Here is a 22,629-nt window from a genome sequence, read left to right on the forward strand (position 1 = left end):
CGTGGCAATCGGGCGGGCAATCGGGCGGGAGCGTCGGCTGGCGATGCTCCCCCCGCCCCCTACTTCTTCCGCCGCGCGCCTTCCCGCGCCCGCGCCGCCGTTTCCCGCTCCAGCCTTTCGCGCAGGAAGGCCAGCACGGCGGCCTCCTCGCCGCTCAGGCCGGCCAGATCGTCGCGCAGTTCCGCCTCCACCTCCTGCTTCAGCGAGGCCAGCAGGCCGCCTTCCAGATAGGCGTCCAGCACTTCGGGATGGACGTAGCTCTTGCGGCAGACGCTGGGGGTGTTGCCCAGGCGGGTGGCGACCTGCTCGATGGCGCGGGTGACGTTGCGCTTGGCGGCGCTGGCGCTGTCGAAGCTCTCGAATTCCCGCAATGCCATGGCGGCCAGCACCGTGCCGGCCCAGGTGCGGAAGTCCTTGGCGGTGAAGTCGGCGCCGGTCGCCTCGCGCAGATAGGCGTTCACGTCGCCGGAGGTCACGGCGTGGCGCTGGCCGTCGCGGTCGAGATACTGGAACAGCTCATCCCCCGGCACATCGCGGCAGGCGGCGACGACGCGCGCCAGCCGCCGGTCCTTCAACGCGACGTTCCACTCCTTGCCCGACTTGCCCTTGAAGGAGAAGCGGACCTCGGTCCCCTCGATCTCGGCATGGTCGTCGCGCAGGGTGGTCAGGCCATAGCTGCGGTTCTCGCGGGCATAGGCCTCGTTCCCGACGCGGATCAGCGTGGTTTCCAGCAGCCGCACCACCGCCGCCAGCACCTTCTCCCGCGGCAGGCCGCGCCGGCCGAGATCGGCGTTCACCCGCTCGCGCAGCTTCGGCAGGGCGTGGCAGAACTCCACCATGCGGCCGAACTTGGTGCCCTCGCGCAGCTCGGTCCAGCGCTGGTGGTAGCGGTACTGCTTGCGCCCCTTGGCGTCGCGGCCGGTCGCCTGGAGATGGCCGTCGGGATCGGGGCAAATCCAGACGTCCTTGTAGGCCGGCGGGATCGCCAGCTTCCTGATGCGCGCCAGCGTGTCCTCCTCGGTCACCGGGCTACCGTCCGGCCACAGGAAGCGGAAGCCCTTGCCGTAGCGCCGCCGCCGGATGCCCGGCGTCTCGTCGGCGCTGTAGCTCAGCCCGGCGCAGGCGGCTTCCTGTTCGGGAGAGGGGCCGTCCTTATCGGATGCGGCATCGGATGTGGCGCCATCGGGCGGGGGAAGGGGGCTGTCCATAAGGCCAACAACGGCCGGAACGGGCGTTGGTTTCCACTACCCCCTTCGGAGAGGGTTTCTTCGCAGTTGCAAAAATCGTAGTGTTGCGACGCAAGATCCCGACGACTTCCCGACCCGAATCCGATTGGAGCGCCAGACCATGGACCGCAAGCCGGACGAGACGATTCTGACCGCCCATCTGCCGAACCTGGAAATCCAGATCAGGCACCGCGAGGCCGGAGAGGATGGGGCGGAGGTCATCGCCATCCAGTTGCGCGCCACGCCGTCCTTCGACGCCGTCGCCGGCATGCTGGCCCCCGCCATGATGAACCCGCTGCTGCTGGCCGGCCCCGCTTTCGGTGCGCGGACCGGGCAGGGCGGCGCCAACCCGATGGGGTCGGCCGCGGCCGATCTGTGGATGGCGCCGATGCGGCTGTGGGGCGAGATGGTGCGGCAGGCCTGGGCGCCCTGGCTCCAGATGGGACAGCGCCGTTAGGCCGGGCCGTCAAGTCAGCCCAGCCGGATCACGGCCACTTCACCTCGGGCGGCAGGCTCATCAGGATCGCCTCGGTGTTGCCGCCGGTCTTCAGGCCGAAGGTGGTGCCGCGGTCGTAGAGCAGGTTGAACTCGACATAGCGGCCGCGGCGGACCAGCTGGTGTTCGCGCTCCTCGGCGGTCCAGGGCCGGTTCATGTGCCGGCGGACCAGGGCGGCGTAGCTGTCGAGGAAGGCGGTGCCGACATCGCGGGTGAAGGCGAAATCCGCTTCCCAGTCGCCCGACTCGAGGTTGTCGAAGAAGATGCCGCCGACGCCGCGCGCCTCGCCGCGGTGGGGCAGGAAGAAATAGCGGTCGCACCACTCCTTGTAGCGCGGGTAATAGTCCGGGTCGTGCCGGTCGCAGGCGGCGCGCAGGCCGGCGTGGAAGTCGGCGGTGTCCCGCTCGTCCTCCATCATCGGCGTCAGGTCGGCGCCGCCGCCGAACCAGCCCTTGGTGGTCACGATGTGGCGGGTGTTCATGTGGGTCGCCGGGACCAGCGGCGAGCGCATGTGCGCGACCAGGCTGATGCCCGCCGCCCAGAATTCGCCGGTCTCGGCCGCACCGGGGATGTTGGCGCGGAATTCCGGGCTGAAGGTGCCGTGGACGGTCGAGATGTTGACCCCGACCTTCTCGAACACCCGGCCCTTCATCACCGACATGGTGCCGCCGCCGCCTTCGCCGCCGGCATGGTCGGGGCGGCTCCAGCTCTTGCGCTCGAACCGGCCGGGGGGCAGGTCGGCATGGGTGCCGGTCAGCTCGTCCTCCAGCGCTTCGAAGGACGCGCAGATGCGGTCGCGCAGGTCCTTGAACCAGGCGGCGACGCGGGCCTTGCGCTCTTCGACGGTGCTGGAGTCGGCAGTCGTTGCGGCTGTCATGGCGTTTCCGGCTGTGCGGGAGCATCGGAGCGGAGCGCGGCAGACTGCCGCCCATCCCATGCGGCAGTCTGCCGCAAGGCCTCACCCAACACCATCGCCGCGCTGACCGCAACGTTCAAGGAGCGGGCAGGCGGCACCATCGGGATCACCAGCCGGGCGTCGGCGGCGTCATGCACCTCGTCGGGCACGCCTGCGCTCTCGCGGCCGACCAGCAGGCGGTCGCCAGGGGCGAAGCGGAAATCGGTGTAGGGGATCGCCGCCCGCGTGGTCAGCAGCACCAGCCGGCCGCCCTGCGGAGCCGCGCGGTACGCGGCCCACGAGCTGTGCCGGGTCCAGTCGAGATGGTCGAGATAGTCCATCCCGGCGCGGCGCAACCGCCGGTCATCCAGCACGAAGCCGCAGGGCTCGATCAGATCCAAAGCCACCCCCAGCCCGGCTGCGAGTCGCATCAGCGTTCCGGCGTTCTGCGGAATGTCGGGTTCGAACAGCACAAGGCGCAACGCGGGCCTTGCCTCGAAGTGTTTGTTTTGCATACAAATGTTCTTGCCCCTGTACACGCGACAAATTGTCTCCCGGCCAAGGACTTTTCAAGATGTCGACGCGACGGTATACCGCAGCGCAGAAGCTGGAGATACCCACTCCGGACCGATGCGGCATGCCTGAGGGTTTTTCCTTCGGCGGGCGGGCGTGCCGTGTCATGCATAAAAACGGTCCATCGGTCGTCCGGCGCGGGCAAAGGGCGTCGGGCATGCCTTGAGGAGAAACAGGCTTATGGCTCAGACCACGCATCCGCCCGGGACGGGTGGCCACGCGGCCTCCAGCGGCGAGGGGGGTTCCCGCCGCGATTTTCTGTATCTTGCCACCGGTGCGGTCGGTGTCGTCGGGGCGGCCTCGGCGGCCTGGCCCTTCATCGACAGCATGAACCCGGCGGCCGACACCCTGGCGCTTGCCTCCATCGACGTCGATCTGGCCCCCGTGGCCGAAGGTCAGGCGATCACGGTCACCTGGCGCGGAAAGCCTGTCTTTGTCCGCCACCGCACCGCCGAGGAGATCGAGTCCGCCAAGAAGGTCAATCTTGGCGATCTGCGCGATCCGGTTGCCGACGATGCCCGCGTGAAGAAGCCTGAATGGCTGATCGTCATCGGCATCTGCACGCATCTGGGCTGTGTGCCGCTCGGGCAGAAGGTCACCGATCCGCGCGGCGACTACGGCGGGTGGTTCTGCCCCTGCCACGGCTCGCACTACGACACCGCTGGGCGCATCCGCAAGGGCCCGGCCCCCGCCAACCTTGTCCTTCCGACGTACGCCTTCACCGGCGATACCAAGATCCGGCTCGGTTAACGCGGCCCAACGGTTCTGGAGACCCCCGAGATGGCTCAGGTTCAAGCCACCAAGTTCAAGAATCCGGTCGTGAACTGGATCGACAGCCGCCTGCCGATCTTCACGATGCTGGATCACGAGTACAACCACTACCCGATGCCGCGGAACGTCAACTATCTGTGGGCGTTCGGTGCGATTGCCGGCATCATGCTGATGATCATGATCGCCACGGGCCTGTTCCTGGCGATGCAGTACTCGTCCCACACCTCGCTGGCCTTCGATTCGGTCGAGCGCATCATGCGCGACGTCAATTACGGCTGGCTGATCCGCTACGTGCACGCCAACGGCGCGTCGATGTTCTTCATCGCCGTCTACATCCACATGTTCCGCGCGCTCTATTACGGCTCCTACAAGGCCCCGCGCGAGATCCTGTGGATCCTCGGCGTCATCATCTTCCTCGTCATGATGGGCACCGCCTTCATGGGCTACGTGCTGCCGTGGGGCCAGATGAGCTTCTGGGGCGCCACCGTCATCACGAACCTGTTCTCGGCCTTCCCCATCGTCGGCGACCCCATCGTCACGCTGCTGTGGGGCGGCTTCTCGGTCGACAACCCGACGCTGAACCGCTTCTTCGCGCTGCACTTCCTGCTGCCCTTCGTCCTGCTGGGTCTGGTGATCCTGCACACGGCGGCGCTGCATGTCTGCGGCTCGAACAACCCGCTCGGCATCGACCCGAAGGGCCCGCAGGACACCGTTCCGTTCAACCCGTACGTCACGCTGAAGGACGGCTTCGCGGTGGTGGTCTTCCTGATCGTCTTCGCGGTGTTCGTGTTCTTCATGCCGAACTACATGGGCCATCCGGACAACTACATCCCGGCCAACCCGCTGGTGACCCCGGCGCACATCGTGCCGGAATGGTATTTCCTGCCCTTCTACGCCATGCTGCGCGCGATCCCGGACAAGCTGGGCGGCGTGCTGGCGATGTTCGGCTCGATCGCGCTGCTGGCCTTCCTGCCGTGGCTCGACCGTTCCAAGGTCCGCAGCTGCAAGTTCCGCCCGGTCTACCGCCAGTTCTTCTGGATCCTGGCCATCGACGCCCTGATCCTGGGCTATGCCGGCGCCATGCCGGCCGAGGGCTCCTGGCTGCTGATCGCGCGCATCGGCACCTTCTACTACTTCTTCCACTTCCTGGTCCTGCTGCCGGTGCTGGGCAAGCTGGAACGCACGCGTCCGCTTCCCAACAGCATCTCCGAGTCCATTCTGAAGGGCGGGGGCAGCATCGCCGCCGGCGCCCATGCCAAGCCGATGGAGAAGGCCTGATGCGCGCGTTGAAGACTGCAATCCTCTCGGCGGCGCTGGCTCTCGGCATCGCCGGGGCCGCTCAGGCCGCCGAAGGCGTGCACATCCCCAAGCAGAACTGGCCGCATGCCGGCATCTTCGGCACCATCGACAAGTCGGCGGCCCAGCGCGGCTTCCAGATCTACAAGGAAGTCTGCTCGGCCTGCCATTCCATGCGTCTGGTGCCGATCCGCACGCTGGCCGGCATCGGCTTCAAGGAAGACGAGCTGAAGGGCATCGCCGCCGGCTACGAGATGCAGGCCGGTCCGAACGACGCGGGCGAGATGTTCATGCGTCCGGGTCTCCCGGCCGACCGCTTCCCGTCGCCGTTCGCCAACGACCAGGCGGCCCGCGCGTCGAACAACGGCGCTCTGCCGCCGGACCTGTCGCTGATGGCGAAGGCCCGCGTCGGCGGCGAGGATTACCTCTACGCCTTCCTGACCGGGTTCGAGGAGCCGCCGGCCGACGTCCATGTGATGCCCGGCATGAACTACAACAAGGTGTTCCCCGGCCATCAGGTCGGCATGCCGAACATCCTGCAGCCCGACGGCGTCACCTTCGCCGACGGCACCAAGGCGACGGTGGAGCAGCAGGCGCACGACGTGGCGACCTTCCTGACCTTCGTCGCGGAACCGCACCTCGATGCCCGCAAGCAGATGGGCGTCAAGGTCATCCTGTTCCTGCTGGTGCTGGCCGGCCTGATGTACGCCGCCAAGCGCAAGCTGTGGAGCACGCTGCACTGAGCCTGACGGTTCGGTCGAGGCAATTGGTATCTGGACAGGGCGCCCCTTCGGGCGCCCTGTTCTTTTTGGGGGAGCGTGTCGTCGGGCGACGCAAGGCAAGGCGGAGAAGACAATGGTGGACAGTCTGATCGACGAGATCGTCGATTTCTGGTTCGACGAGGCGATGAAGCCCTACTGGTTCCGCAGGTCGGCCAGCTTCGACCGGGCGGTGGCCGACACGCTGGGCCCGCATTACGAGGCGGCGGCCCGCGGCGACTACGATGACTGGATCGAGGATGTCGACGGCTGCATCGCGCTGTGCGTGCTGCTCGATCAGGTGCCGCGCAACATGTTCCGCGACGACCCGCGCGCCTTCGCCACCGACGCCAAGGCGCGGGGGGTGAGCGAGCATGCCGTCGCCAACGGCTTCGATCTGGAATGCAACGAGGACGAGCGGACCTTCCTCTACCTGCCCTTCGAGCATCACGAGGACATGGGCAGCCAGGAGCGCTCCGTCGCGCTGTTCACCGGGCGGGTGGGCGACGAGACGACGATCCGCTATGCCGAACGCCACCGCGAGATCGTCGGGCGCTTCGGCCGCTTTCCCCACCGCAATGCCGTCCTCGGCCGTGCGAACACGCCGGAGGAGGAGGCGTTCCTCAAGGAGCCGGATTCCTCCTTCTGAGGACCTGCGTTCCTCAGGCCGCCAGCGACATCAAGCGGGCTGCGGCGCCAGCCAGCGCTCCAGCGCGCCCAGCAGGTCGGCACGGCGGACCGGCTTGGTCAGATAGTCGTTCATCCCGGCCGCCAGGCAGCGGATGCGGTCCTCGGGCTGGGCGTTGGCGGTGACGGCGATGATCGGGATGCGTGCCCGGTCGTCGCCCATCCGGCGGATGGTGGCGGTGGCGGTGGCCCCGTCCATGTCGGGCATCGCCACGTCCATCAGCACCGCCTCGGGCGGCACCGGCGCCTGGGCGACCGCCTCCACCGCTTCCACCCCTCCATTGGCGGTCTCGACCGAGAAGCCGGCCTTGGCGAGCAGCCCGGCCACCACCATGCGGTTGGTGGCGCTGTCGTCCACCACCAGCAGCCGGCCGCCGCGCGACCGCGCCCAGTTCATCAGCAGCTCGCCGTCGGTGGTGCGGGAGGGCAGGGCCGCCGGCATGTCGAGCACCGCGCGCCGCGATCCGTCGGCCTCCTCGGTCACGCTCATCTGCGCGCCCAGGCCCGCCAGCAGGCGGCGCATGAAATCCTTGTTGAAGCCGTCTTCGCATTTCGCCTCGTAGCGGCCATGCAGCTCCGCCCGGAAAACGACCGAATCCTCGCCGGCCGGCAGCGCCGAGAGCCGCAGGCCGAGCCGGCCCGGCGCGGCGCTGGCGATGGCGCTCGCCGCCAGCGCGTTGCACAGGCTGCTGACGGTCTCGGCATTGCCGATCAGGCGCGGCGGCGTGCCGGTCAGAACGCCGACATCCAGGCTGATCCCCCGCCCCTGCGCCAGGGCCGTGGTGGAAACCGCCAGCATGCGGGCCATCGCTTCCGGAGCGAACGCCGTCCCCCTGTGGTGGGGGGCGTGATGCAGAATGTCACCGTTCATGGCCCGCCATTGGCAAAATGCAAAGCAGCTTGCATCGATCGGGTCAGAAAAGGACCGAGGTCCGCGATCCGGCCGATCTTGCGACCAATTCTCAGCAAGTTGCGGGCCAGCGCGGCATCATTTCGCGAGCCGCGCGTGGAAAAGAGCGTTATCCTGCCGGGACATACTTGGGTAAGCCGACCAGGCTGCGTCGACCGGCGCCGGAGAAGTGGCTGTATGGCAGATTCGATGTCCGGGAGAGCGGTAAGGCGGCTGCTGCAATGTCTGGCGGTCCTGGCGGTTCCGGTTCATCTCCTGATTGCCGCGACGGCCTATGGCGCCGGGAGCGCCGACGGAAGCGTGACCTACTGCGCCGACCCCGACTGGGCCCCTTACGAAACCATCACCGCCGACGGCAGGCACCAGGGGATCGCCGCCGACCTGCTGGCCCTGGTGTCGGAGCGTTCCGGGCTTGCGCTCAGCCCGCTGCCGACCCGCGACTGGGAGGACAGCCTGGCGGCGGTGCGGGACGGGCGCTGCCGCTTCCTCAGCTTTCTCAATCGGACGCCGAAGCGGGAGGAATGGCTGGCCTTCACCGAGCCGCTGTTCGTCGATCCCAACGTGCTGGTGACGCGGGAAAGCCACGACTTCATCGCCGATCTCGCCGGCCTCGGCGGCGAGACGATGGTGCTTCCCAAGGGAACCTCGACCGAGGAGCGGGTGCGCCGCGACTTTCCCGACCTGCGCATCGTCGTGGTCGACAGCGAGGCGGAGGCCTTCGCCATGGTGTCCCACGGCAAGGCCGACATGACGCTGCGGTCGCTGACCGTCGCCGTCTTCACCATCAAGACGGCCGGCTGGTTCAACCTGAAGGTCGCCGGCCATCTGCCGGGCTATGAGAATTTGCTGCGCATCGGCGTCCGCCGGGACGAGCCGGAGCTGCTGGCGGCGCTGGACCGCGGCGTCCGGACGATTTCCGCCGCCGAACGGACCGCCATCGCCAACCGCCATGTCGCCATCCAGGTGCAGTCGCCGCTCGATCCGTGGACGCTGGCGAAGCTGCTGGCCATCCCGGCGGCGGTCATCCTGACCAGCCTGTTCTGGATCGTGAAGCTGATGCGGGTGAACGAGCGGCTGCGGGTGCAGTCGCGCACCGATGTGCTGACCGGCCTTGCCAACCGCAGCCATCTGAACGACGTCTGCCGTGCGGAGATGGAGCGCGCCGCCCGTTACGGCAGGCCGTTCTCGATCATCCTCATAGATCTGGACCATTTCAAGCAGGTCAACGACCGCTATGGCCATGTCTTCGGCGACCGGGTGCTGATCGAATTCGCCGCACTGGCCCGCCAGGCGCTGCGCGGCACCGACACGGTCGGCCGCTGGGGCGGCGAGGAATTCCTGATCCTGTGCCCGGAGGCGGGACCGGAAGCGGCCTTCGCCCTGGCCGAGCGGCTGCGCCGGACGATCCGCGGCTACGACTTCTCCAACGGCCACCGGCAGACCGGCAGTTTCGGCGTCGCCGGAGTCCGCGACGGCGACAGCATGGACCGCCTGCTGATCCGGGCCGACAACGCGCTGTACCGGGCGAAGGACGAGGGGCGAGACCGCGTCGTCCTCGACAGCGACGACAGCGACGGCGGCGGCGGTGAGGGCGACGGTCGGCCCGGCAGGGCGTTCAGCCGGACGGCGTGTCCGGCGGATTGAACAGGTAGGGCACGAAGCTGCGGTGATGCTCGTTCACCCGCAGTTCGCTGCCGATCGGCGGGAAGGCGCGCTGCTGGCAGTCGGTGCGTTCGCACAGGCGGCAGTTCACGCCGATCGGCACCGCCGCCTTCATGTCGGTGATGTCGATGCCGGCGGCATAGACCAGCTCCGGTGCGTGGCTGGCCTCGCAGCCCAGCCCGACGGCGAATTGCCGTGACGGCTTCAGATAGGCGCCGCCGCGTTTGGTCACCGTGCGGGCGATGCTGATATAGGCGGTGCGGTCCGGCATCTGGGCGAACTGCACCAGGATCTTGCCGGGCTGGGCGAAGGCCTCGTGCACGTTCCACAGCGGGCAGGCGCCGCCGAAGCGGGCGAAGTGGAAGCGCGTCGCCGAATGGCGCTTGGTGATGTTGCCGGCCATGTCGACCCGCACGAAATAAAAGGGCAGGCCGCGCGCCCCCGGCCGTTGCAGGGTGGACAGCCGGTGGCAGACCTGCTCGAAGCTGGCGGAAAAGCGGCTTTGCAACTGCTCCACATCATGACGCAGGGCGCGGGCCTGGGCCGCGAAGGCACGGTAGGGCAGCACCAGCGCCCCGGCGAAATAATTGGCGAGCCCGACCCGGCAGATCGACCGCGCATCCTCGCTGGAGAATTTCGCCTGCTCCACCAGATCGTCGATCTGGTCGCCGAACTCCAGCAGCGCGATCTGGTTCGCCATGTGGAAGGCGCGGCTGGAACTGGTCAGCAGGGCCGACAGCCGCAGCGTGCCGGTGGTGGCATCGTAGCTGCGCATGGCGGTGTCGCCCGCCTCGTCGGCGACGATCTTCACCCGCACGTCGTGGCGCCGCTTCAGATAGGCGGCCAGTTCGTTCAGCAGCGATCCGGAATGGATCTTCTCGGTGTCCCACAGCCGCTCCGCCGCCTCGTCCAGCGGACCGATGTAGTTGTTGCAGTAGTGGAAATAGTCCCGCACCTCCTCATAGGGGAATTGCGGACCGGCGAAGCTGTCGCCCTGCTCGCTGTTGGACAGGCTGTCGGTCAGCGACTGCACCCGCTCATGCAGCTTCTGATAGGCCTGATGCAGGCTGAGCACCCGGCGGGCCAGTTCCGGGCTGGACCCCACCACGCTGCGCAGTTCCGCCGCGGTCAGCGGGGCGCCTGCGAACAGCGGGTCGGCCAGCGCCTCGCGTAGGTCGGAGACCAGCCGGCTGTCCTCGTCCTCCAGGAAGGCGGACAGCTCCAGCTCGAAGGTGGCGGCGATCCGCATCAGCACCGGCAGGGTCAGCGGGCGCTGGTTGTTCTCCAACTGGTTGAGATAGCTGGGGGAAAGCTCCAGCGTCTTGGCAAGCGACGCCTGGGTCAGGCCGCGCTGCTCGCGCAGGCGGCGCAGCTTGTAGCCAAGGAACAGCTTCTTTTGCATGCGTATAAATTCCTGCCCGGCGCCGGCCTTGGAAATCAGCCGTTCTTCGCAATCTTAGCAAGCGCAAACCGGCATTTGCAAAGGGCTTCGCAACTTCGCACGTTTTTGCGAAGAGGCTGTTTGAAGCGCTGCGAAGTTTGTGAATAATCCGCGGCGTTCCGGTGAATGATTGCGTCGCTAGGCGCCGGGGCAGGGACCGTCACTGCGACGCCACATAATGGGAACGCCCGATGCAAGACATTCTGGCCAAGTTGGAGTCCAAGCGCGCCGCGGCGCGGCTGGGCGGCGGTGAGAAGCGCATCGCCGGCCAGCACGCCAAAGGCAAGCTGACCGCGCGCGAGCGGATCGAGCTGTTCCTCGACGAAGGGTCGTTCGAGGAGTTCGACATGTTCGTCGAACACCGCTGCATCGACTTCGGCATGGAAAACCAGAAGGTTCCGGGCGACGGCGTGGTCACCGGCCACGGCACCGTCAACGGCCGCCTCGTCTTCGTCTTCAGCCAGGACTTCACGGTCTTCGGCGGCGCGCTGTCCGAAGCGCATGCCGAGAAGATCTGCAAGATCATGGATCAGGCGCTGAAGGTCGGCGCCCCGGTCATCGGCCTGAACGACAGCGGCGGCGCCCGTATCCAGGAGGGCGTCGCCTCGCTCGGCGGCTATGCCGAGGTGTTCCAGCGCAACGTCGATGCCTCGGGCGTCATCCCGCAGATTTCCCTCATCATGGGGCCGTGCGCCGGCGGTGCGGTGTACTCGCCGGCCATGACCGACTTCATCTTCATGGTGAAGGACAGCTCCTACATGTTCGTCACCGGCCCCGACGTGGTGAAGACGGTCACCCACGAGGTCGTGACCGCCGAGGAGCTGGGCGGCGCCGTCACCCACTCCACCAAGTCGGGCGTCGCCGATCTGGCCTTCGAGAACGATGTCGAGGCGCTGCTCCAGCTGCGCCGCTTCGTCGATTTCCTGCCGTCGTCGAACCGCGAGAAGGCGCCGGTCCGCCCCTGCGCCGACCCGCTCGACCGCGAGGACTTCTCGCTCGACACGCTGGTGCCGGAGAACCCGAACAAGCCCTACGACATGAAGGAGCTGATCCTCAAGATCGTCGACGAGGGCGACTTCTTTGAACTCCAGCCGGAATACGCCAAGAACATCCTGATCGGCTTCGCCCGGATGAACGGCTCCACGGTCGGCATCGTCGCAAACCAGCCGATGGTCCTGGCCGGCTGCCTCGACATCGACAGCTCCAAGAAGGCGGCGCGCTTCGTCCGCTTCTGCGATGCCTTCGAAATCCCGATCCTGACCCTGGTCGACGTCCCCGGCTTCATGCCCGGCACCAGCCAGGAATATGGCGGCATCATCAAGCACGGCGCCAAGCTGCTGTACGCGTACGCCGAGGCGACCGTGCCGAAGGTGACCGTCATCACCCGCAAGGCGTACGGCGGCGCGTACGACGTGATGTCGTCCAAGCATCTGCGCGGCGACCTCAACTATGCCTGGCCGTCGGCTGAAATCGCGGTGATGGGCGCCAAGGGCGCCGTCGAGATCATCTTCCGCAGCGACATCGGCGACGCCGAGAAGATCGAGGCGCGTACGGAAGAGTACAGGCAGAAATTCGCCAATCCCTTCGTCGCCGCGTCGCGCGGTTACATCGACGACGTGATCATGCCGCACGGGACCCGCCGCCGCATCACGAAGGCGCTGTCCATGCTGAAGAACAAGCAGCTCCAGACCCCCTGGCGCAAGCACGACAACATTCCGCTGTGAGGGCCGGCAGCATGTTCGAGAAGATCCTCATCGCCAACCGTGGCGAGATCGCCTGCCGCGTCATCCGCACGGCACGCCGCATGGGCATCAAGACCGTCGCGGTCTATTCCGACGCCGACAGGAACGCGCTCCATGTCGAGATGGCCGACGAGGCCGTCCACATCGGCGCCGCCCCGTCCGCCCAGAGCTATCTGCTGATCGACAGGATCGTGGATGCCTGCAAGCGGACCGGCGCCCAGGCCGTCCATCCCGGCTATGGCTTCCTGTCGGAGAAGCGCGAGTTCCAGGAGGCGCTGGCGGCTGCCGGCATCGCCTTCATCGGCCCGGACGCCCACGCCATCCAGGCGATGGGCGACAAGATCGAGTCCAAGAAGCTGGCCAAGGCCGCCGGCGTCTCCACCGTCCCCGGCTATCTCGGCGTCATCGCCGACGATTCGGAAGCGGTGACCATCGCCCGCGACATCGGCTATCCGGTGATGATCAAGGCCTCGGCCGGCGGCGGCGGCAAGGGCATGCGCGTGGCCTGGAACGACGAGGAGGCGCGCGAGGGCTTCCGCTCGGCCACCAACGAGGCGCGCTCCAGCTTCGCCGACGACCGCGTCTTCGTCGAGAAGTACATCCAGCAGCCGCGCCACATCGAAATCCAGCTGCTGGCCGACGGGCAGGGCACCTGCCTGTACCTGCACGAGCGCGAATGCTCGATCCAGCGCCGCCACCAGAAGGTCATCGAGGAGGCGCCGAGCCCGTTCCTCGACGCCGCCACCCGCAAGGCGATGGGCGAGCAGGCCGTCGCACTGGCCAATGCGGTGCAGTACAAGTCGGCCGGCACGGTGGAATTCATCGTCGATGCCGAGCGCAACTTCTACTTCCTGGAGATGAACACCCGCCTCCAGGTCGAGCATCCGGTCACCGAGCTGATCACCGGCCTCGACCTCGTCGAGCTGATGATCCGCGTCGCCGCCGGCGAGAAACTGACGCTCCGCCAGGAGGACGTGCAGCTCAACGGCTGGGCCGTCGAGGCGCGCGTCTATGCCGAGGATCCCTTCCGCAACTTCCTGCCCTCGACCGGCCGCCTGACCCATTACCGGCCGCCGGCCGCCGACGGCCATGTCCGCGTCGACACCGGCGTGTTCGAGGGCGGCGAGATCTCGATGTATTACGATCCGATGATCGCCAAGCTCTGCACTTGGGGGCAGACGCGCGACGAGGCCATCGGTGAAATGCGCGAGGCGCTGGACCAGTATTACATCCGCGGCGTCAGCCACAACATCCCGTTCCTGGCCTCGCTGATGGCGAACCAGCGTTTCGTCGACGGGCGGCTGACCACCAACTTCATCGCCGAGGAATATCCGAACGGCTTCCACGCCTCGGACCTGCCGCCGGAAGACCCGGCGGTGCTGGTCGCGGTGGCGGCGGTTATCCACCGCAGCCTGAACGACCGCGACAACCAGATCTCCGGCAAGATGCCCGGCAACAAGGTGACGGTGCGCGGCGACTGGGTGGTGGTGCTCGACGGCACCCAGCATCCGGTTCACCTGCATGCCGCCGAGGGCAATGGGCAGCGCATCGGCTACACCGTCGATGTCGACGGCACGCACCACACGGTGCGGAGCGACTGGCAGATCGGCGAGCCGCTGTTCCGCGGAACGGTGAACGGCCGGCATGTCTGCGTCCAGATCGACCGCGTCGGCATCGGCTATCGCCTGCACCACAGCGGGTCGCAGGCCATCGTCAAGGTGCTGACGCCGAAGGCGGCCAAGCTGGACGCCCTGATGCCGGTCAAGGCGCCGCCGGACATGTCGAAGTTCCTGCTGTCGCCGATGCCGGGACTGCTGGTGTCGCTGTCGGTGTCGGAAGGCCAGGAGGTCAAGGCCGGCGAAGTGCTGGCCGTGGTCGAGGCGATGAAGATGGAGAACATTCTGCGCGCGTCGCAGGACGGGACGGTCGCGAAAATCCACGCGGCGCCGGGCAGCAGCCTGGCGGTCGATCAGAAGATCGTGGAATTCGCGTAACCGTATAAGAATAAGAAACGCAATCGAGAGGAAGCGTCGCCCCTGCCCCCCATCCGGACGCCGGATGGGGGGCATCGGGGGGACCGCACTGCCAACATTACCTGCGCCATAAGAAGCCATCAGGAGGCGTCGATGACCGAGTTCCCGCAGAAGACCCTTGCCGACTGGGACAAGCTGGCCGCCAAGGATCTCGGCGCCGACGGCGACATTTCCAAGCTGGTCTGGAAGACCCCGGAGGGGCTGGACGTCAAGGCGCTCTACACCGCCGCCGATCTGGAAGGGCTGGAGCTGGACACCCTGCCGGGCTTCCCCCCCTTCACCCGCGGCCCGCGCGCCACGATGTACGCGGTGAAGCCCTGGACCATCCGGCAATATGCCGGCTTCTCCACCGCGGAGGAGTCGAACGCCTTCTACAAGGCCAACCTCAAGGCCGGCCAGATGGGCCTGTCGGTGGCCTTCGACCTCGCCACCCACCGCGGCTATGACAGCGACCATCCGCGCGTCGTCGGCGATGTCGGCAAGGCTGGCGTCGCCATCGACAGCGTCGAGGACATGAAGGTCCTGTTCGCCGACATCCCGCTCGACAAGATGTCGGTGTCGATGACCATGAACGGCGCCGTGCTGCCGATCCTGGCCGGCTACATCGTCGCGGCGGAAGAGCAGGGCGTCAGCCAGGACAAGCTGAGCGGCACCATCCAGAACGACATCCTTAAGGAGTTCATGGTCCGCAACACCTACATCTACCCGCCCGAACCCTCGATGCGGATCATCGCCGACATCATCGAGTACACCTCCCAGCACATGCCGAAGTTCAACTCGATCTCGATCTCCGGCTATCACATGCAGGAGGCCGGCGCGACGGCGGTGCAGGAGCTGGCCTTCACCATCGCCGACGGCCTTGAGTATGTCCGTGCCGCGATGTCGAAGGGGCTACCGGTCGACAAGTTCGCGCCGCGCCTGTCCTTCTTCTTCTCCATCGGCATGAATTTCTTCATGGAGATCGCCAAGCTGCGCGCCGCGCGCCTGCTGTGGTCCTCCCTGATGCAGGAGAAGTTCCAGCCGAAGGACGCTCGTTCCCTGGCGCTGCGCACCCATTGCCAGACCTCCGGCGTCTCGCTGACCGAGCAGGACCCCTACAACAACGTCATCCGCACCACCATTGAGGCGATGGCGGCGGTGCTGGGCGGCACCCAGTCGCTGCACACCAACGCCTTCGACGAGGCGCTGGGCCTGCCGACCAAGACCTCGGCCCGCATCGCCCGCAACACCCAGCTGATCATCGCGGAGGAGGCTGGCGTCACCAAGGTGGTCGATCCGCTCGGCGGCTCCTTCTACATCGAGCATCTGACCCACAGCCTCGCCAACGCCGCGCTGGAGCTGATCGGCCGGGTCGAGGAGATGGGCGGCATGACCAAGGCGGTCGAGAGCGGCATGCCCAAGCTGCTGATCGAGGAGGCCGCCGCCCGCCGTCAGGCCGCCATCGACCGCGGCGAGGAGGTGATCGTCGGCGTCAACAAGTACCGTCCGGAAAACCCCGAGGGGGTGGACGTGCTGGACATCGACAACACCGCCGTCCGCGAGGCGCAGATCGCCCGCCTGAAGCAGATCCGCGCCACCCGCGACGAGGCCAAATGCCAGGCGGCGCTGGCGGCGCTGACCGAGGCCGCCGCGGCGAAGACCGGCAACCTGCTGGCCCTGTCGGTCGAGGCCACCCGCGCCCGCGCCACCGTCGGCGAGATCTCCGACGCGCTGGAAAAGGCCTTCACCCGCCATGTCGCCGTCATCCGCTCGGTGTCGGGCGTCTACGGCTCGGCCTATGAGGGCGACGAAGGCTTCAAAAAGATCCAGGAGGAGGTGGCGTCCTTCGCCGCCGACGAAGGCCGCCGGCCGCGCATCCTGGTGGTGAAGATGGGCCAGGACGGCCACGACCGCGGCGCCAAGGTGATCGCCACCAGCTTCGCCGACATCGGCTTCGACGTCGACATCGGCCCGCTGTTCCAGACCCCGGACGAGGCGGCGCGGCAGGCGGTGGAGAACGACGTCCACGTCATCGGCGTGTCGAGCCAAGCCGCCGGCCACAAGACGCTGGTGCCGCAGCTGATCGAGGAACTGCGCCGCCAGGGCGCCGGCGACATCCTGGTGGTGTGCGGCGGCGTGATCCCGCCGCAGGACTACGACTTCCTCTACAAGGCGGGTGCCGCGGCCATCTACGGACCGGGCACCAACATCCCGAAGGCAGCGTCGGACATCCTCGGCATCCTGCGCAAGCAGAAGACGGCGGCGTGATGACGTCGGATGATCGGCACGACTCTTCGGCTTCGGAAGCTTGCGCGCGCCGCAAGAGAGCGCGTATGACCGAAGCCGAGAAGCAACGCTGGACTGAGGAAAACCGTGAAGCCTTCAAGGCTTACGATGAGTTTGTCGACAAGTACGGCCTTTTCGGCGACGGTAGACGTCTGTTCTAGTCCCCCTCTCCCCCCCGGGGAGAGGGTCGGGGTGAGGGGGAGCCGCTTCGAGGATTCCTCAAGCAACGCAAGGCCCCTCACCCGGCTGCTGCGCAGCCACCCTCTCCCGCAAGCGGGCGAGGGTCCGCCCCCCTCACCCGGCCGGTGGTGCCGGCCGACCTCTCCCCGCTTTCGGCGGATCTTCGATCCGCCTGTCGCGTCAGCGCAAACGAAGTTTGCGCGTGAGCGGGGGGGAGAGGCGGATTCGCGGTTCTTCGACGCATGACCGTCACCGCAGAAACCGACCTCTACGCCCCCGTCAAAGCCTTCCTCGAAGCCCAGGGTTACGACGTGAAGGCGGAGATCCGCGGCTGCGATCTCGTCGCCACGCGGGGGGACGAGCCGCCGGTGATCGTCGAGCTGAAGAAGCGCTTCACCCTCGATCTCGTGCTCCAGGGGGTGGACCGGCTGGCGGTCAGCGACAGCGTCTATCTCGCCGTGCCGCAGCCGGGGCGCAAGGCGACCGGGCCGTCTCCGCTCGACGGCGACGTCAAGAAGCTCTGCCGGCGGCTGGGGCTCGGCCTGCTGATGGTCGATCCGGGGCTTGCCGAGGGGCGGCAGGTCGCCGTGCTGCTCGACCCCATCCCCTACACCCCGCGCAAGGATAAGAAGCGCACTCATCGCCTGCTCGGCGAGCATGCCCGCCGGGTCGGCGATCCCAACCGCGGCGGCTCCACCCGCGTCGCCATCGTCACCGCCTACCGCCAGGACGCGCTGCGCATCGCCCGCCTGCTGCGCGGCGGGCCGCTGACCGTCGCGGCTTTGCGCAAGGCCGGGGCGCCGAAGGATGTCGGGCCGATGCTGCTGCGCAATGTCTATGGCTGGTTCGAGCGGGTCGGGCGCGGCACCTACGGCCTGACCCCGGCCGGTGTCCAGGGGGTGGAGGCGTTCGCCCATGCCCTGGCGGAGGCGTGACACTCCGCACCGCCAAGCCTATGATCGTCGCCACCCAATCCACGATCACAAAAGGCTGGAGCCCGCTTTGTCGGACTACATCAGCAATCTCGTCGTCTTTTTCGTCGTCGTCGATCCGCCGGGGCTGGTGCCGCTGTTCATCGCGCTGACCCGCGGCTTCGACGACCGTCACAAGCGGATCATCGCCTTGCGCGGCACCGCCATCGCCTTCGTCGTGCTGGTCTTCTTCGCCTATTTCGGCAAGGTCGTGTTGCAGACCCTGTCCATCGAGATGCCGGCCTTCCGCATCGCCGGCGGGGCGCTCCTGTTCTGGATCGCCTTCGAGATGCTGTTCGCCAAGCGCTCCGAACGCAAGGAGCGCGACACTGGCGAGGCGATGACCGACGAAGACGCGCACGACATCGCCGTCTTCCCGCTGGCGGTGCCGCTGATCGCCGGTCCGGGCGCCATCACCTCCATCCTGCTGCTGATGGACCGCGTCGGCACCACGGCGGCGGGACAGGTCAGCGTGCTGGGGGCGGCGGCGACGGTGATCGGCGGGGTGACGCTGATCCTGCTGGGCGCCGACCGGGTCGGGCGCCTGCTGGGCCGCACGGTGATCCACACGGTCAGCCGGGTGCTCGGCATCGTGCTGGCGGCGCTGGCCGCGCAGACGGTGATTTCCGGCATCACCGCGGTCTATCCCCCACATTGATTGGCCGCCCCACTGATCGAATCGTCCAAAGGGGCAGTGCGCCTCTGCCGGCGCTTCCTCGCTACCGCTTCCCGTAGTCCTGCTCAAGCCCGAAAGACCAGTCCCCCTTTCCGGCCCAATCGCCCACTCTACATGGCCTCCTGCCACGTCCGCGCCGGCTCTTGTTCCGGCGCAGGCGTATCATCGCGCCCAAACACAAGAGGCGGCGGCCATGGACCTCGACCCGTTGATCCTGTCGCGGATTCAGTTCGCGTTCACGATCTCCTTCCACATCCTGTTTCCCAGCTTCACGGTCGGGCTCGCCTGCTGGATCGCGCTTCTGGAAGCGCTGTGGGTCGGCACCGGCAAGGGCATCTACCGCAGCCTGTCGGAGTTCTGGACCCGCATCTTCGCGCTGTCCTTCGGGCTGGGGGTGGTGTCGGGCATCGTCATGTCCTACCAGTTCGGCACCAACTGGAGCCGCTGGTCCGACACCGTCGGCAACGTCCTTGGCCCGCTGATCCAGTACGAGGTGGTGACCGCCTTCTTCCTGGAGGCCGCTTTCCTCGGCATCCTGCTGTTCGGGCGCGACCGGGTGCCGCGCGGTATCCACCTGATGGCGGCCTGTCTGGTGGCGCTGGGCACGCTGCTGTCATCCTTCTGGATCCTGTCGGCCAACAGCTGGATGCACACCCCGGCCGGCTTCGAGATCAAGGACGGCCGCTATTTCGTCACCGACTGGTGGCAGGTGGTGTTCAACCCGTCCTTCCCCTACCGCCTCGCCCACATGGTGACGGCGATGTTCCTGACCACCAGCTTCGTCGTCGCCGGCATCAGCGCCTTCTATCTGCTGAAGCGCCGGCATTTCGACCATGCCAGGCTGGGGCTCGGCATGGCGCTCGCCCTCATCACCGTGCTGGCGCCCTTGCAGATCTTCCTCGGCGACGAGCATGGGCTGAACACGCTGGAGCATCAGCCGGCCAAGATTGCGGCGATGGAAGGCAACTGGGAGGGCGGCCCAAGGGCGCCGCTGGTGCTGTTCGCCATCCCCGACGTGGAGACGGAGACCAACCATCTGGAGATCGGCATCCCCGCTTTGTCCAGTCTGATCCTGACCCACGATTTCAACGGCAGCGTTCCCGGCCTGAAGCAGTTCCCGGCCGACGAGCGGCCCGACCCGCGCATCGTCTTCTGGACCTTCCGCCTGATGGTCGGCATCGGCTTCCTGATGCTGACGGTGGCAGCGGTGCATCTGGTGCTGAGGGTCCGCGGCCGGCTCTACAGCAGCGACTGGTTCAACCGCATCCTGGTCGGCTGCATGCCGATCGGCTTCGTCGCCATCCTGGCCGGCTGGTTCACCACCGAGATCGGGCGCCAGCCCTGGGTCGTCTACGGCCATCTGCGCACCGCCGACGCGGTGACCCCGTCCCTGACCGCCGAGGCGGCGCTGGTCTCGCTGGTCTCCTTCGTCGTCGCCTACACCCTCATCTACGGCGCCGGCACCTATTACCTGATCCGCCTGCTGCACGCCGGCCCGACCCATGCCCATGACGCGAAGCCACCGCCGGAGGCGCAGAGCCCGAAGCGCCCGCTGTCGGCCGCCGACTCTTCCATCGAAGCCGCGGAGTGAACCCCATGCAGGAAATTGCGGAAGGAAGCCTGCTGACCCTGATCTGGGTCGGGATCGTCGGCTTCGCGGTGTTCATGTATGTGCTGATGGACGGCTTCGACCTCGGCATCGGCATCCTCTACCCCTTCGCCCCGACGGAGGAGGACCGCGACACCATGATGAACACGGTGGCGCCGGTCTGGGACTTCAACGAGACCTGGCTGGTGCTGGGCGGGGCGGGCCTGTTCGCCGCCTTCCCCATCGCCTATGCCGTGGTCCTGCCGGCGATGTACCTGCCGCTGCTGGTCATGCTGATCGCCCTGATCTTCCGCGGCGTCGCCTTCGAGTTCCGCTTCAAGGCGCGGGCGGGCCGGCACTGGTGGAACCGCTCCTTCTTCGTCGGATCGCTGCTGGCCACCTTCGCGCAGGGCGTCGTGCTCGGTTCCTTCATCCAGGGCATCCCGGTCTATGAGCGGCAGTTCGTCGGCGGCATGCTGCACTGGCTCTCCCCCTTCTCCCTGTTCTGCGGGGCGGCGCTGGTGGTGGGCTATGCGCTGTTGGGGGCGACTTGGCTGATCTGGCGGACCATCGGGCCGTTGCAGGACTGGTGCTTCCGCATGGCGCGGCGGCTGATGCTGGTGGTTCTCGTCGGCGTCGCCGTGGTCAGCCTGTGGACGCCCTTCCTGCTGCCACAGATCGCCCTGCGCTGGTTCTCGCTGCCCAACCTGTTCTTCCTGGCGCCGGTGCCCATCGTCACCGCGGTGCTGGCCTTCGCCCTGTGGCGGGCCATCGACAACAGCCGGGAGGTCGCGCCCTTCGTGCTGTCGATGGCGCTGTTCGCCCTGTCCTACCTCGGCCTCGCCATCAGCCTGTGGCCGCATCTGATCCCGCCCGGCGTCACCGTGTGGGAGGCGGCGGCCCCGCCCAAGACGCAGGTGTTCCTGCTGGTCGGCATGGCCTTCCTGATCCCGTCGATCCTGGGCTACACCGCCTATTCCTACTGGGTCTTCCGCGGAAAGGTGACGGGGGCCTTCGGATACCATTGAGCGGAGGAGGCGCCCCGGCCTAAAAAGGGCGCCTTCGGACGGGAAAGGGATCCGCCATGGACAACGACATCAGCTTCGCCGAGGCCATGCTGCGCCGTGGCGCCGGCCTGCTGGACGCGGAGGCGGATGCGCCGGGCGGCGATCCCTTCGCCGTGCTGGCCCGCCTGCTGGCCGCCGCCGCGGCGACCGACGCGCCGCTGGTGGTGCTGAGCGAGGGCGGCAGCCACCCCGCTCTGTTCGACGAGGCCAACCGCCGCGCGGGCGAGCCGCTGACCGCCCGCCTCGCCGGCCTTGCCGCCACCCGCCAGGGCGAGCGCGCCACCATGTACGAGTTCGACGGCACCGGCCCGCTGACCGGCAACCGCATCGTCGCCGCCCTGCTGCGGCCGGAGGAGCGGCCCGACCTGCTGCATGTCTACATCGCTGTCGGCCGCCTGCGCGGCGGCGAGGCGCAGATCACCGTGCCGCCCGCCCTGCTGCGCTTCGACGCCGCGGCACTGGGCCAGACGCTGGGGCTGCTGGGCGACGCGGTGTCGCGCAGCCCGAATGCCGCCACCGCGGCGCTGGCCCATGCCGCCGCCATCCTGCCGATGGAGGGTCATGAGCAGGACGGCATGCCGGCGGCCCTGCTGGACCTCTACTGGCATGCGCTGACGCTGGCGTCGGTGCGCGCCGCTAGCGGCGCTGGGGCGTCGGTGCGCGCCGCCGGCGGCGCGGCCGGGGGATTGGCCGGGATGATTCCGGAGGGGAATGCGTAAAGGTACCGGGGGCAGCCTCTGCTCCCGCTTTTGCACAAAATCCACCAATGCAAGAAATAATTCCTATAATCTCCGCAGGATTCCCCCTGCCTGCGGAGCGACGCCATGGCCCTCGACAGCCGTACCCTTGCAAACGACCATTTCCCGGTGTGGGCGGAGGAGCCGCCGGTGCCGTCCGAAGGCTCTCTGGTCCCCGGTTCGCAGTTCCATGAGGAGCAGTGGATCATGGCCGCCGGCATGCTGGCGCGCGGCAGCAGCTTCCTCTATGTCGCCCGCGCCATGGGATGCAGCCGCACCACCCTGTGGCGCGCTTACTACGGCTCCAAGGATTTCCGTCACAGGGTGTGGTGGGAGCGGCAGGCGTTGCGCCGCGAGGCCGACCTGCGCCTGTCCTCGCTGCGCAGTCTGGTCGTCGAGCAGATCGAACGGCTGGTCTCCTCCGGCGATCCGTCGACCGTGCGCTGGCTGGCCGACCGGCTCGGCATCCTCGACGGGCTCGCCGCCCCAGCCTCAAAACGGCAAACCACGCAACCGGTTCGTCAGCCCGTCCCCGAACTCGAGGACGACCTTTCCGATGCACTATGTGAGCAGACGGTGGATCGCCCTCTCTCCCCCGGGGAGAGGGAGGGGACCCGCGCCGCAGGCGTGGGGAGGGTGAGGGGGCCGGCGCGCG

General features: G+C 67.6%; 21 protein-coding genes. 16 read left to right on the forward strand and 5 right to left on the reverse strand.

The features are described 5' to 3' along the window. Nucleotides 1-59: 59 nt before the first annotated feature. On the reverse strand, nucleotides 60-1,208 hold the full coding sequence (locus VH569_RS17125; protein WP_423316412.1) for a DNA topoisomerase IB: 1,149 nt from the start codon (nucleotides 1,206-1,208) through the stop codon (nucleotides 60-62). A gap of 139 nt (nucleotides 1,209-1,347) precedes the next feature. Between VH569_RS17125 and VH569_RS17130 the strand changes: the two genes are divergently transcribed. Next, nucleotides 1,348-1,683: a hypothetical protein gene (locus VH569_RS17130; RefSeq protein ID WP_423316413.1), complete on the forward strand. Its 336-nt coding sequence runs from the start codon at nucleotides 1,348-1,350 to the stop codon at nucleotides 1,681-1,683. 28 nt (nucleotides 1,684-1,711) lie between these two features. On the opposite strand, the gene hemF is transcribed toward VH569_RS17130, so the two are convergent. Next, on the reverse strand, nucleotides 1,712-2,599 hold the full coding sequence (gene hemF, locus VH569_RS17135) for an oxygen-dependent coproporphyrinogen oxidase (RefSeq protein WP_423316414.1): 888 nt from the start codon (nucleotides 2,597-2,599) through the stop codon (nucleotides 1,712-1,714). After that, on the reverse strand, nucleotides 2,596-3,099 hold the full coding sequence (locus VH569_RS17140) for a tRNA (cytidine(34)-2'-O)-methyltransferase (protein ID WP_423316438.1): 504 nt from the start codon (nucleotides 3,097-3,099) through the stop codon (nucleotides 2,596-2,598). The genes hemF and VH569_RS17140 overlap by 4 nt, the downstream gene beginning before the upstream one ends. 271 nt (nucleotides 3,100-3,370) lie before the next feature. Here VH569_RS17140 and petA point away from each other — a divergent pair, with 271 nt between their 5' ends. The 4 genes from petA (at nucleotide 3,371) to VH569_RS17160 (ending at nucleotide 6,664) form a co-directional block, all read left to right on the forward strand. After that, nucleotides 3,371-3,940: a ubiquinol-cytochrome c reductase iron-sulfur subunit gene (gene petA / locus VH569_RS17145; RefSeq protein WP_109049602.1), complete on the forward strand. Its 570-nt coding sequence runs from the start codon at nucleotides 3,371-3,373 to the stop codon at nucleotides 3,938-3,940. Between the two features lie 30 nt (nucleotides 3,941-3,970). Continuing rightward, nucleotides 3,971-5,239: a cytochrome b gene (locus VH569_RS17150; RefSeq protein WP_423316415.1), complete on the forward strand. Its 1,269-nt coding sequence runs from the start codon at nucleotides 3,971-3,973 to the stop codon at nucleotides 5,237-5,239. After that, nucleotides 5,239-6,000, forward strand: coding sequence for a cytochrome c1 (locus VH569_RS17155; RefSeq protein ID WP_423316416.1), 762 nt, complete (start codon nucleotides 5,239-5,241; stop codon nucleotides 5,998-6,000). The genes VH569_RS17150 and VH569_RS17155 overlap by 1 nt, the downstream gene beginning before the upstream one ends. A gap of 112 nt (nucleotides 6,001-6,112) precedes the next feature. Continuing rightward, nucleotides 6,113-6,664 carry a DUF924 family protein gene (locus VH569_RS17160; protein ID WP_423316417.1) on the forward strand — a complete coding sequence of 184 codons (552 nt, stop codon included), beginning with the start codon at nucleotides 6,113-6,115 and terminating at the stop codon, nucleotides 6,662-6,664. A 30-nt stretch (nucleotides 6,665-6,694) separates the two neighbouring features. Here VH569_RS17160 and VH569_RS17165 read toward each other — a convergent pair whose 3' ends face one another. Then, on the reverse strand, nucleotides 6,695-7,573 hold the full coding sequence (locus VH569_RS17165; protein WP_423316418.1) for a response regulator: 879 nt from the start codon (nucleotides 7,571-7,573) through the stop codon (nucleotides 6,695-6,697). Nucleotides 7,574-7,789: 216 nt separating this feature from the next. On the opposite strand from VH569_RS17165, the gene VH569_RS17170 reads away from it, so the two are divergent. After that, nucleotides 7,790-9,256 carry a diguanylate cyclase gene (locus tag VH569_RS17170; RefSeq protein WP_423316419.1) on the forward strand — a complete coding sequence of 489 codons (1,467 nt, stop codon included), beginning with the start codon at nucleotides 7,790-7,792 and terminating at the stop codon, nucleotides 9,254-9,256. Here the strand turns inward: VH569_RS17170 and VH569_RS17175 are convergent. Beyond that, nucleotides 9,228-10,676: a helix-turn-helix domain-containing protein gene (locus VH569_RS17175; protein WP_423316420.1), complete on the reverse strand. Its 1,449-nt coding sequence runs from the start codon at nucleotides 10,674-10,676 to the stop codon at nucleotides 9,228-9,230. The two genes, VH569_RS17170 and VH569_RS17175, sit on opposite strands and share 29 nt — an antisense overlap. A 230-nt stretch (nucleotides 10,677-10,906) precedes the next feature. Here VH569_RS17175 and VH569_RS17180 point away from each other — a divergent pair, with 230 nt between their 5' ends. From VH569_RS17180 to VH569_RS17225, 10 genes are all read left to right on the forward strand, one after another. Next, nucleotides 10,907-12,439 carry an acyl-CoA carboxylase subunit beta gene (locus tag VH569_RS17180; RefSeq protein ID WP_376962500.1) on the forward strand — a complete coding sequence of 511 codons (1,533 nt, stop codon included), beginning with the start codon at nucleotides 10,907-10,909 and terminating at the stop codon, nucleotides 12,437-12,439. A gap of 11 nt (nucleotides 12,440-12,450) precedes the next feature. Further along, the gene (locus VH569_RS17185) at nucleotides 12,451-14,451 is read left to right on the forward strand and encodes an acetyl-CoA carboxylase biotin carboxylase subunit (protein WP_423316421.1); all 2,001 of its coding nucleotides are present in this window, start codon (nucleotides 12,451-12,453) and stop codon (nucleotides 14,449-14,451) included. A gap of 132 nt (nucleotides 14,452-14,583) precedes the next feature. Beyond that, nucleotides 14,584-16,737, forward strand: a complete 2,154-nt coding sequence (gene scpA / locus VH569_RS17190; protein WP_423316423.1) for a methylmalonyl-CoA mutase — start codon at nucleotides 14,584-14,586, stop codon at nucleotides 16,735-16,737. Then, nucleotides 16,737-16,916, forward strand: coding sequence for a type II toxin-antitoxin system CcdA family antitoxin (locus VH569_RS17195; protein WP_423316425.1), 180 nt, complete (start codon nucleotides 16,737-16,739; stop codon nucleotides 16,914-16,916). Before scpA ends, VH569_RS17195 begins: the two co-directional genes overlap by 1 nt. A 261-nt stretch (nucleotides 16,917-17,177) precedes the next feature. After that, on the forward strand, nucleotides 17,178-17,870 hold the full coding sequence (locus VH569_RS17200; protein WP_423316427.1) for a DUF2161 family putative PD-(D/E)XK-type phosphodiesterase: 693 nt from the start codon (nucleotides 17,178-17,180) through the stop codon (nucleotides 17,868-17,870). A gap of 67 nt (nucleotides 17,871-17,937) precedes the next feature. Continuing rightward, a complete protein-coding gene (locus tag VH569_RS17205) occupies nucleotides 17,938-18,564 on the forward strand; it encodes a MarC family protein (RefSeq protein ID WP_246306991.1) in 627 nt (208 codons plus the stop codon). Between the two features lie 211 nt (nucleotides 18,565-18,775). Further along, nucleotides 18,776-20,173: a cytochrome ubiquinol oxidase subunit I gene (locus VH569_RS17210; protein ID WP_423316428.1), complete on the forward strand. Its 1,398-nt coding sequence runs from the start codon at nucleotides 18,776-18,778 to the stop codon at nucleotides 20,171-20,173. 5 nt (nucleotides 20,174-20,178) lie between these two features. Further along, complete coding sequence (cydB, locus tag VH569_RS17215) at nucleotides 20,179-21,198, forward strand: cytochrome d ubiquinol oxidase subunit II (RefSeq protein WP_423316430.1); 1,020 nt, start codon at nucleotides 20,179-20,181, stop codon at nucleotides 21,196-21,198. 56 nt (nucleotides 21,199-21,254) lie between these two features. After that, nucleotides 21,255-21,956 (forward strand): hypothetical protein, encoded by a 702-nt coding sequence (locus tag VH569_RS17220; RefSeq protein ID WP_423316432.1) that lies wholly within the window; start codon nucleotides 21,255-21,257, stop codon nucleotides 21,954-21,956. A gap of 105 nt (nucleotides 21,957-22,061) precedes the next feature. Next, a partial coding sequence (locus VH569_RS17225) for a hypothetical protein (protein ID WP_423316434.1) occupies nucleotides 22,062-22,629 on the forward strand: 568 nt, incomplete at its 3' end.

The sequence above is a fragment of the Azospirillum sp. 11R-A genome (genome assembly GCF_049472615.1).
Taxonomy (GTDB): Bacteria; Pseudomonadota; Alphaproteobacteria; order Azospirillales; family Azospirillaceae; genus Azospirillum; species Azospirillum palustre.

Coding starts and splice junctions, on each gene's coding strand:
- VH569_RS17210 (WP_423316428.1), top strand. CDS start 18,776: ATGGACCTCGACCCGTTGATCCTGTCGCGGATTCAGTTCGCGTTCACG.
- VH569_RS17150 (WP_423316415.1), top strand. CDS start 3,971: ATGGCTCAGGTTCAAGCCACCAAGTTCAAGAATCCGGTCGTGAACTGG.
- VH569_RS17195 (WP_423316425.1), top strand. CDS start 16,737: ATGACGTCGGATGATCGGCACGACTCTTCGGCTTCGGAAGCTTGCGCG.
- VH569_RS17185 (WP_423316421.1), top strand. CDS start 12,451: ATGTTCGAGAAGATCCTCATCGCCAACCGTGGCGAGATCGCCTGCCGC.
- VH569_RS17155 (WP_423316416.1), top strand. CDS start 5,239: ATGCGCGCGTTGAAGACTGCAATCCTCTCGGCGGCGCTGGCTCTCGGC.
- VH569_RS17175 (WP_423316420.1), bottom strand. CDS start 10,676: ATGCAAAAGAAGCTGTTCCTTGGCTACAAGCTGCGCCGCCTGCGCGAG.
- cydB (WP_423316430.1), top strand. CDS start 20,179: ATGCAGGAAATTGCGGAAGGAAGCCTGCTGACCCTGATCTGGGTCGGG.
- VH569_RS17170 (WP_423316419.1), top strand. CDS start 7,790: ATGGCAGATTCGATGTCCGGGAGAGCGGTAAGGCGGCTGCTGCAATGT.
- hemF (WP_423316414.1), bottom strand. CDS start 2,599: ATGACAGCCGCAACGACTGCCGACTCCAGCACCGTCGAAGAGCGCAAG.
- VH569_RS17220 (WP_423316432.1), top strand. CDS start 21,255: ATGGACAACGACATCAGCTTCGCCGAGGCCATGCTGCGCCGTGGCGCC.
- VH569_RS17130 (WP_423316413.1), top strand. CDS start 1,348: ATGGACCGCAAGCCGGACGAGACGATTCTGACCGCCCATCTGCCGAAC.
- VH569_RS17160 (WP_423316417.1), top strand. CDS start 6,113: ATGGTGGACAGTCTGATCGACGAGATCGTCGATTTCTGGTTCGACGAG.
- scpA (WP_423316423.1), top strand. CDS start 14,584: ATGACCGAGTTCCCGCAGAAGACCCTTGCCGACTGGGACAAGCTGGCC.
- petA (WP_109049602.1), top strand. CDS start 3,371: ATGGCTCAGACCACGCATCCGCCCGGGACGGGTGGCCACGCGGCCTCC.
- VH569_RS17165 (WP_423316418.1), bottom strand. CDS start 7,573: ATGAACGGTGACATTCTGCATCACGCCCCCCACCACAGGGGGACGGCG.
- VH569_RS17200 (WP_423316427.1), top strand. CDS start 17,178: ATGACCGTCACCGCAGAAACCGACCTCTACGCCCCCGTCAAAGCCTTC.
- VH569_RS17125 (WP_423316412.1), bottom strand. CDS start 1,208: ATGGACAGCCCCCTTCCCCCGCCCGATGGCGCCACATCCGATGCCGCA.
- VH569_RS17180 (WP_376962500.1), top strand. CDS start 10,907: ATGCAAGACATTCTGGCCAAGTTGGAGTCCAAGCGCGCCGCGGCGCGG.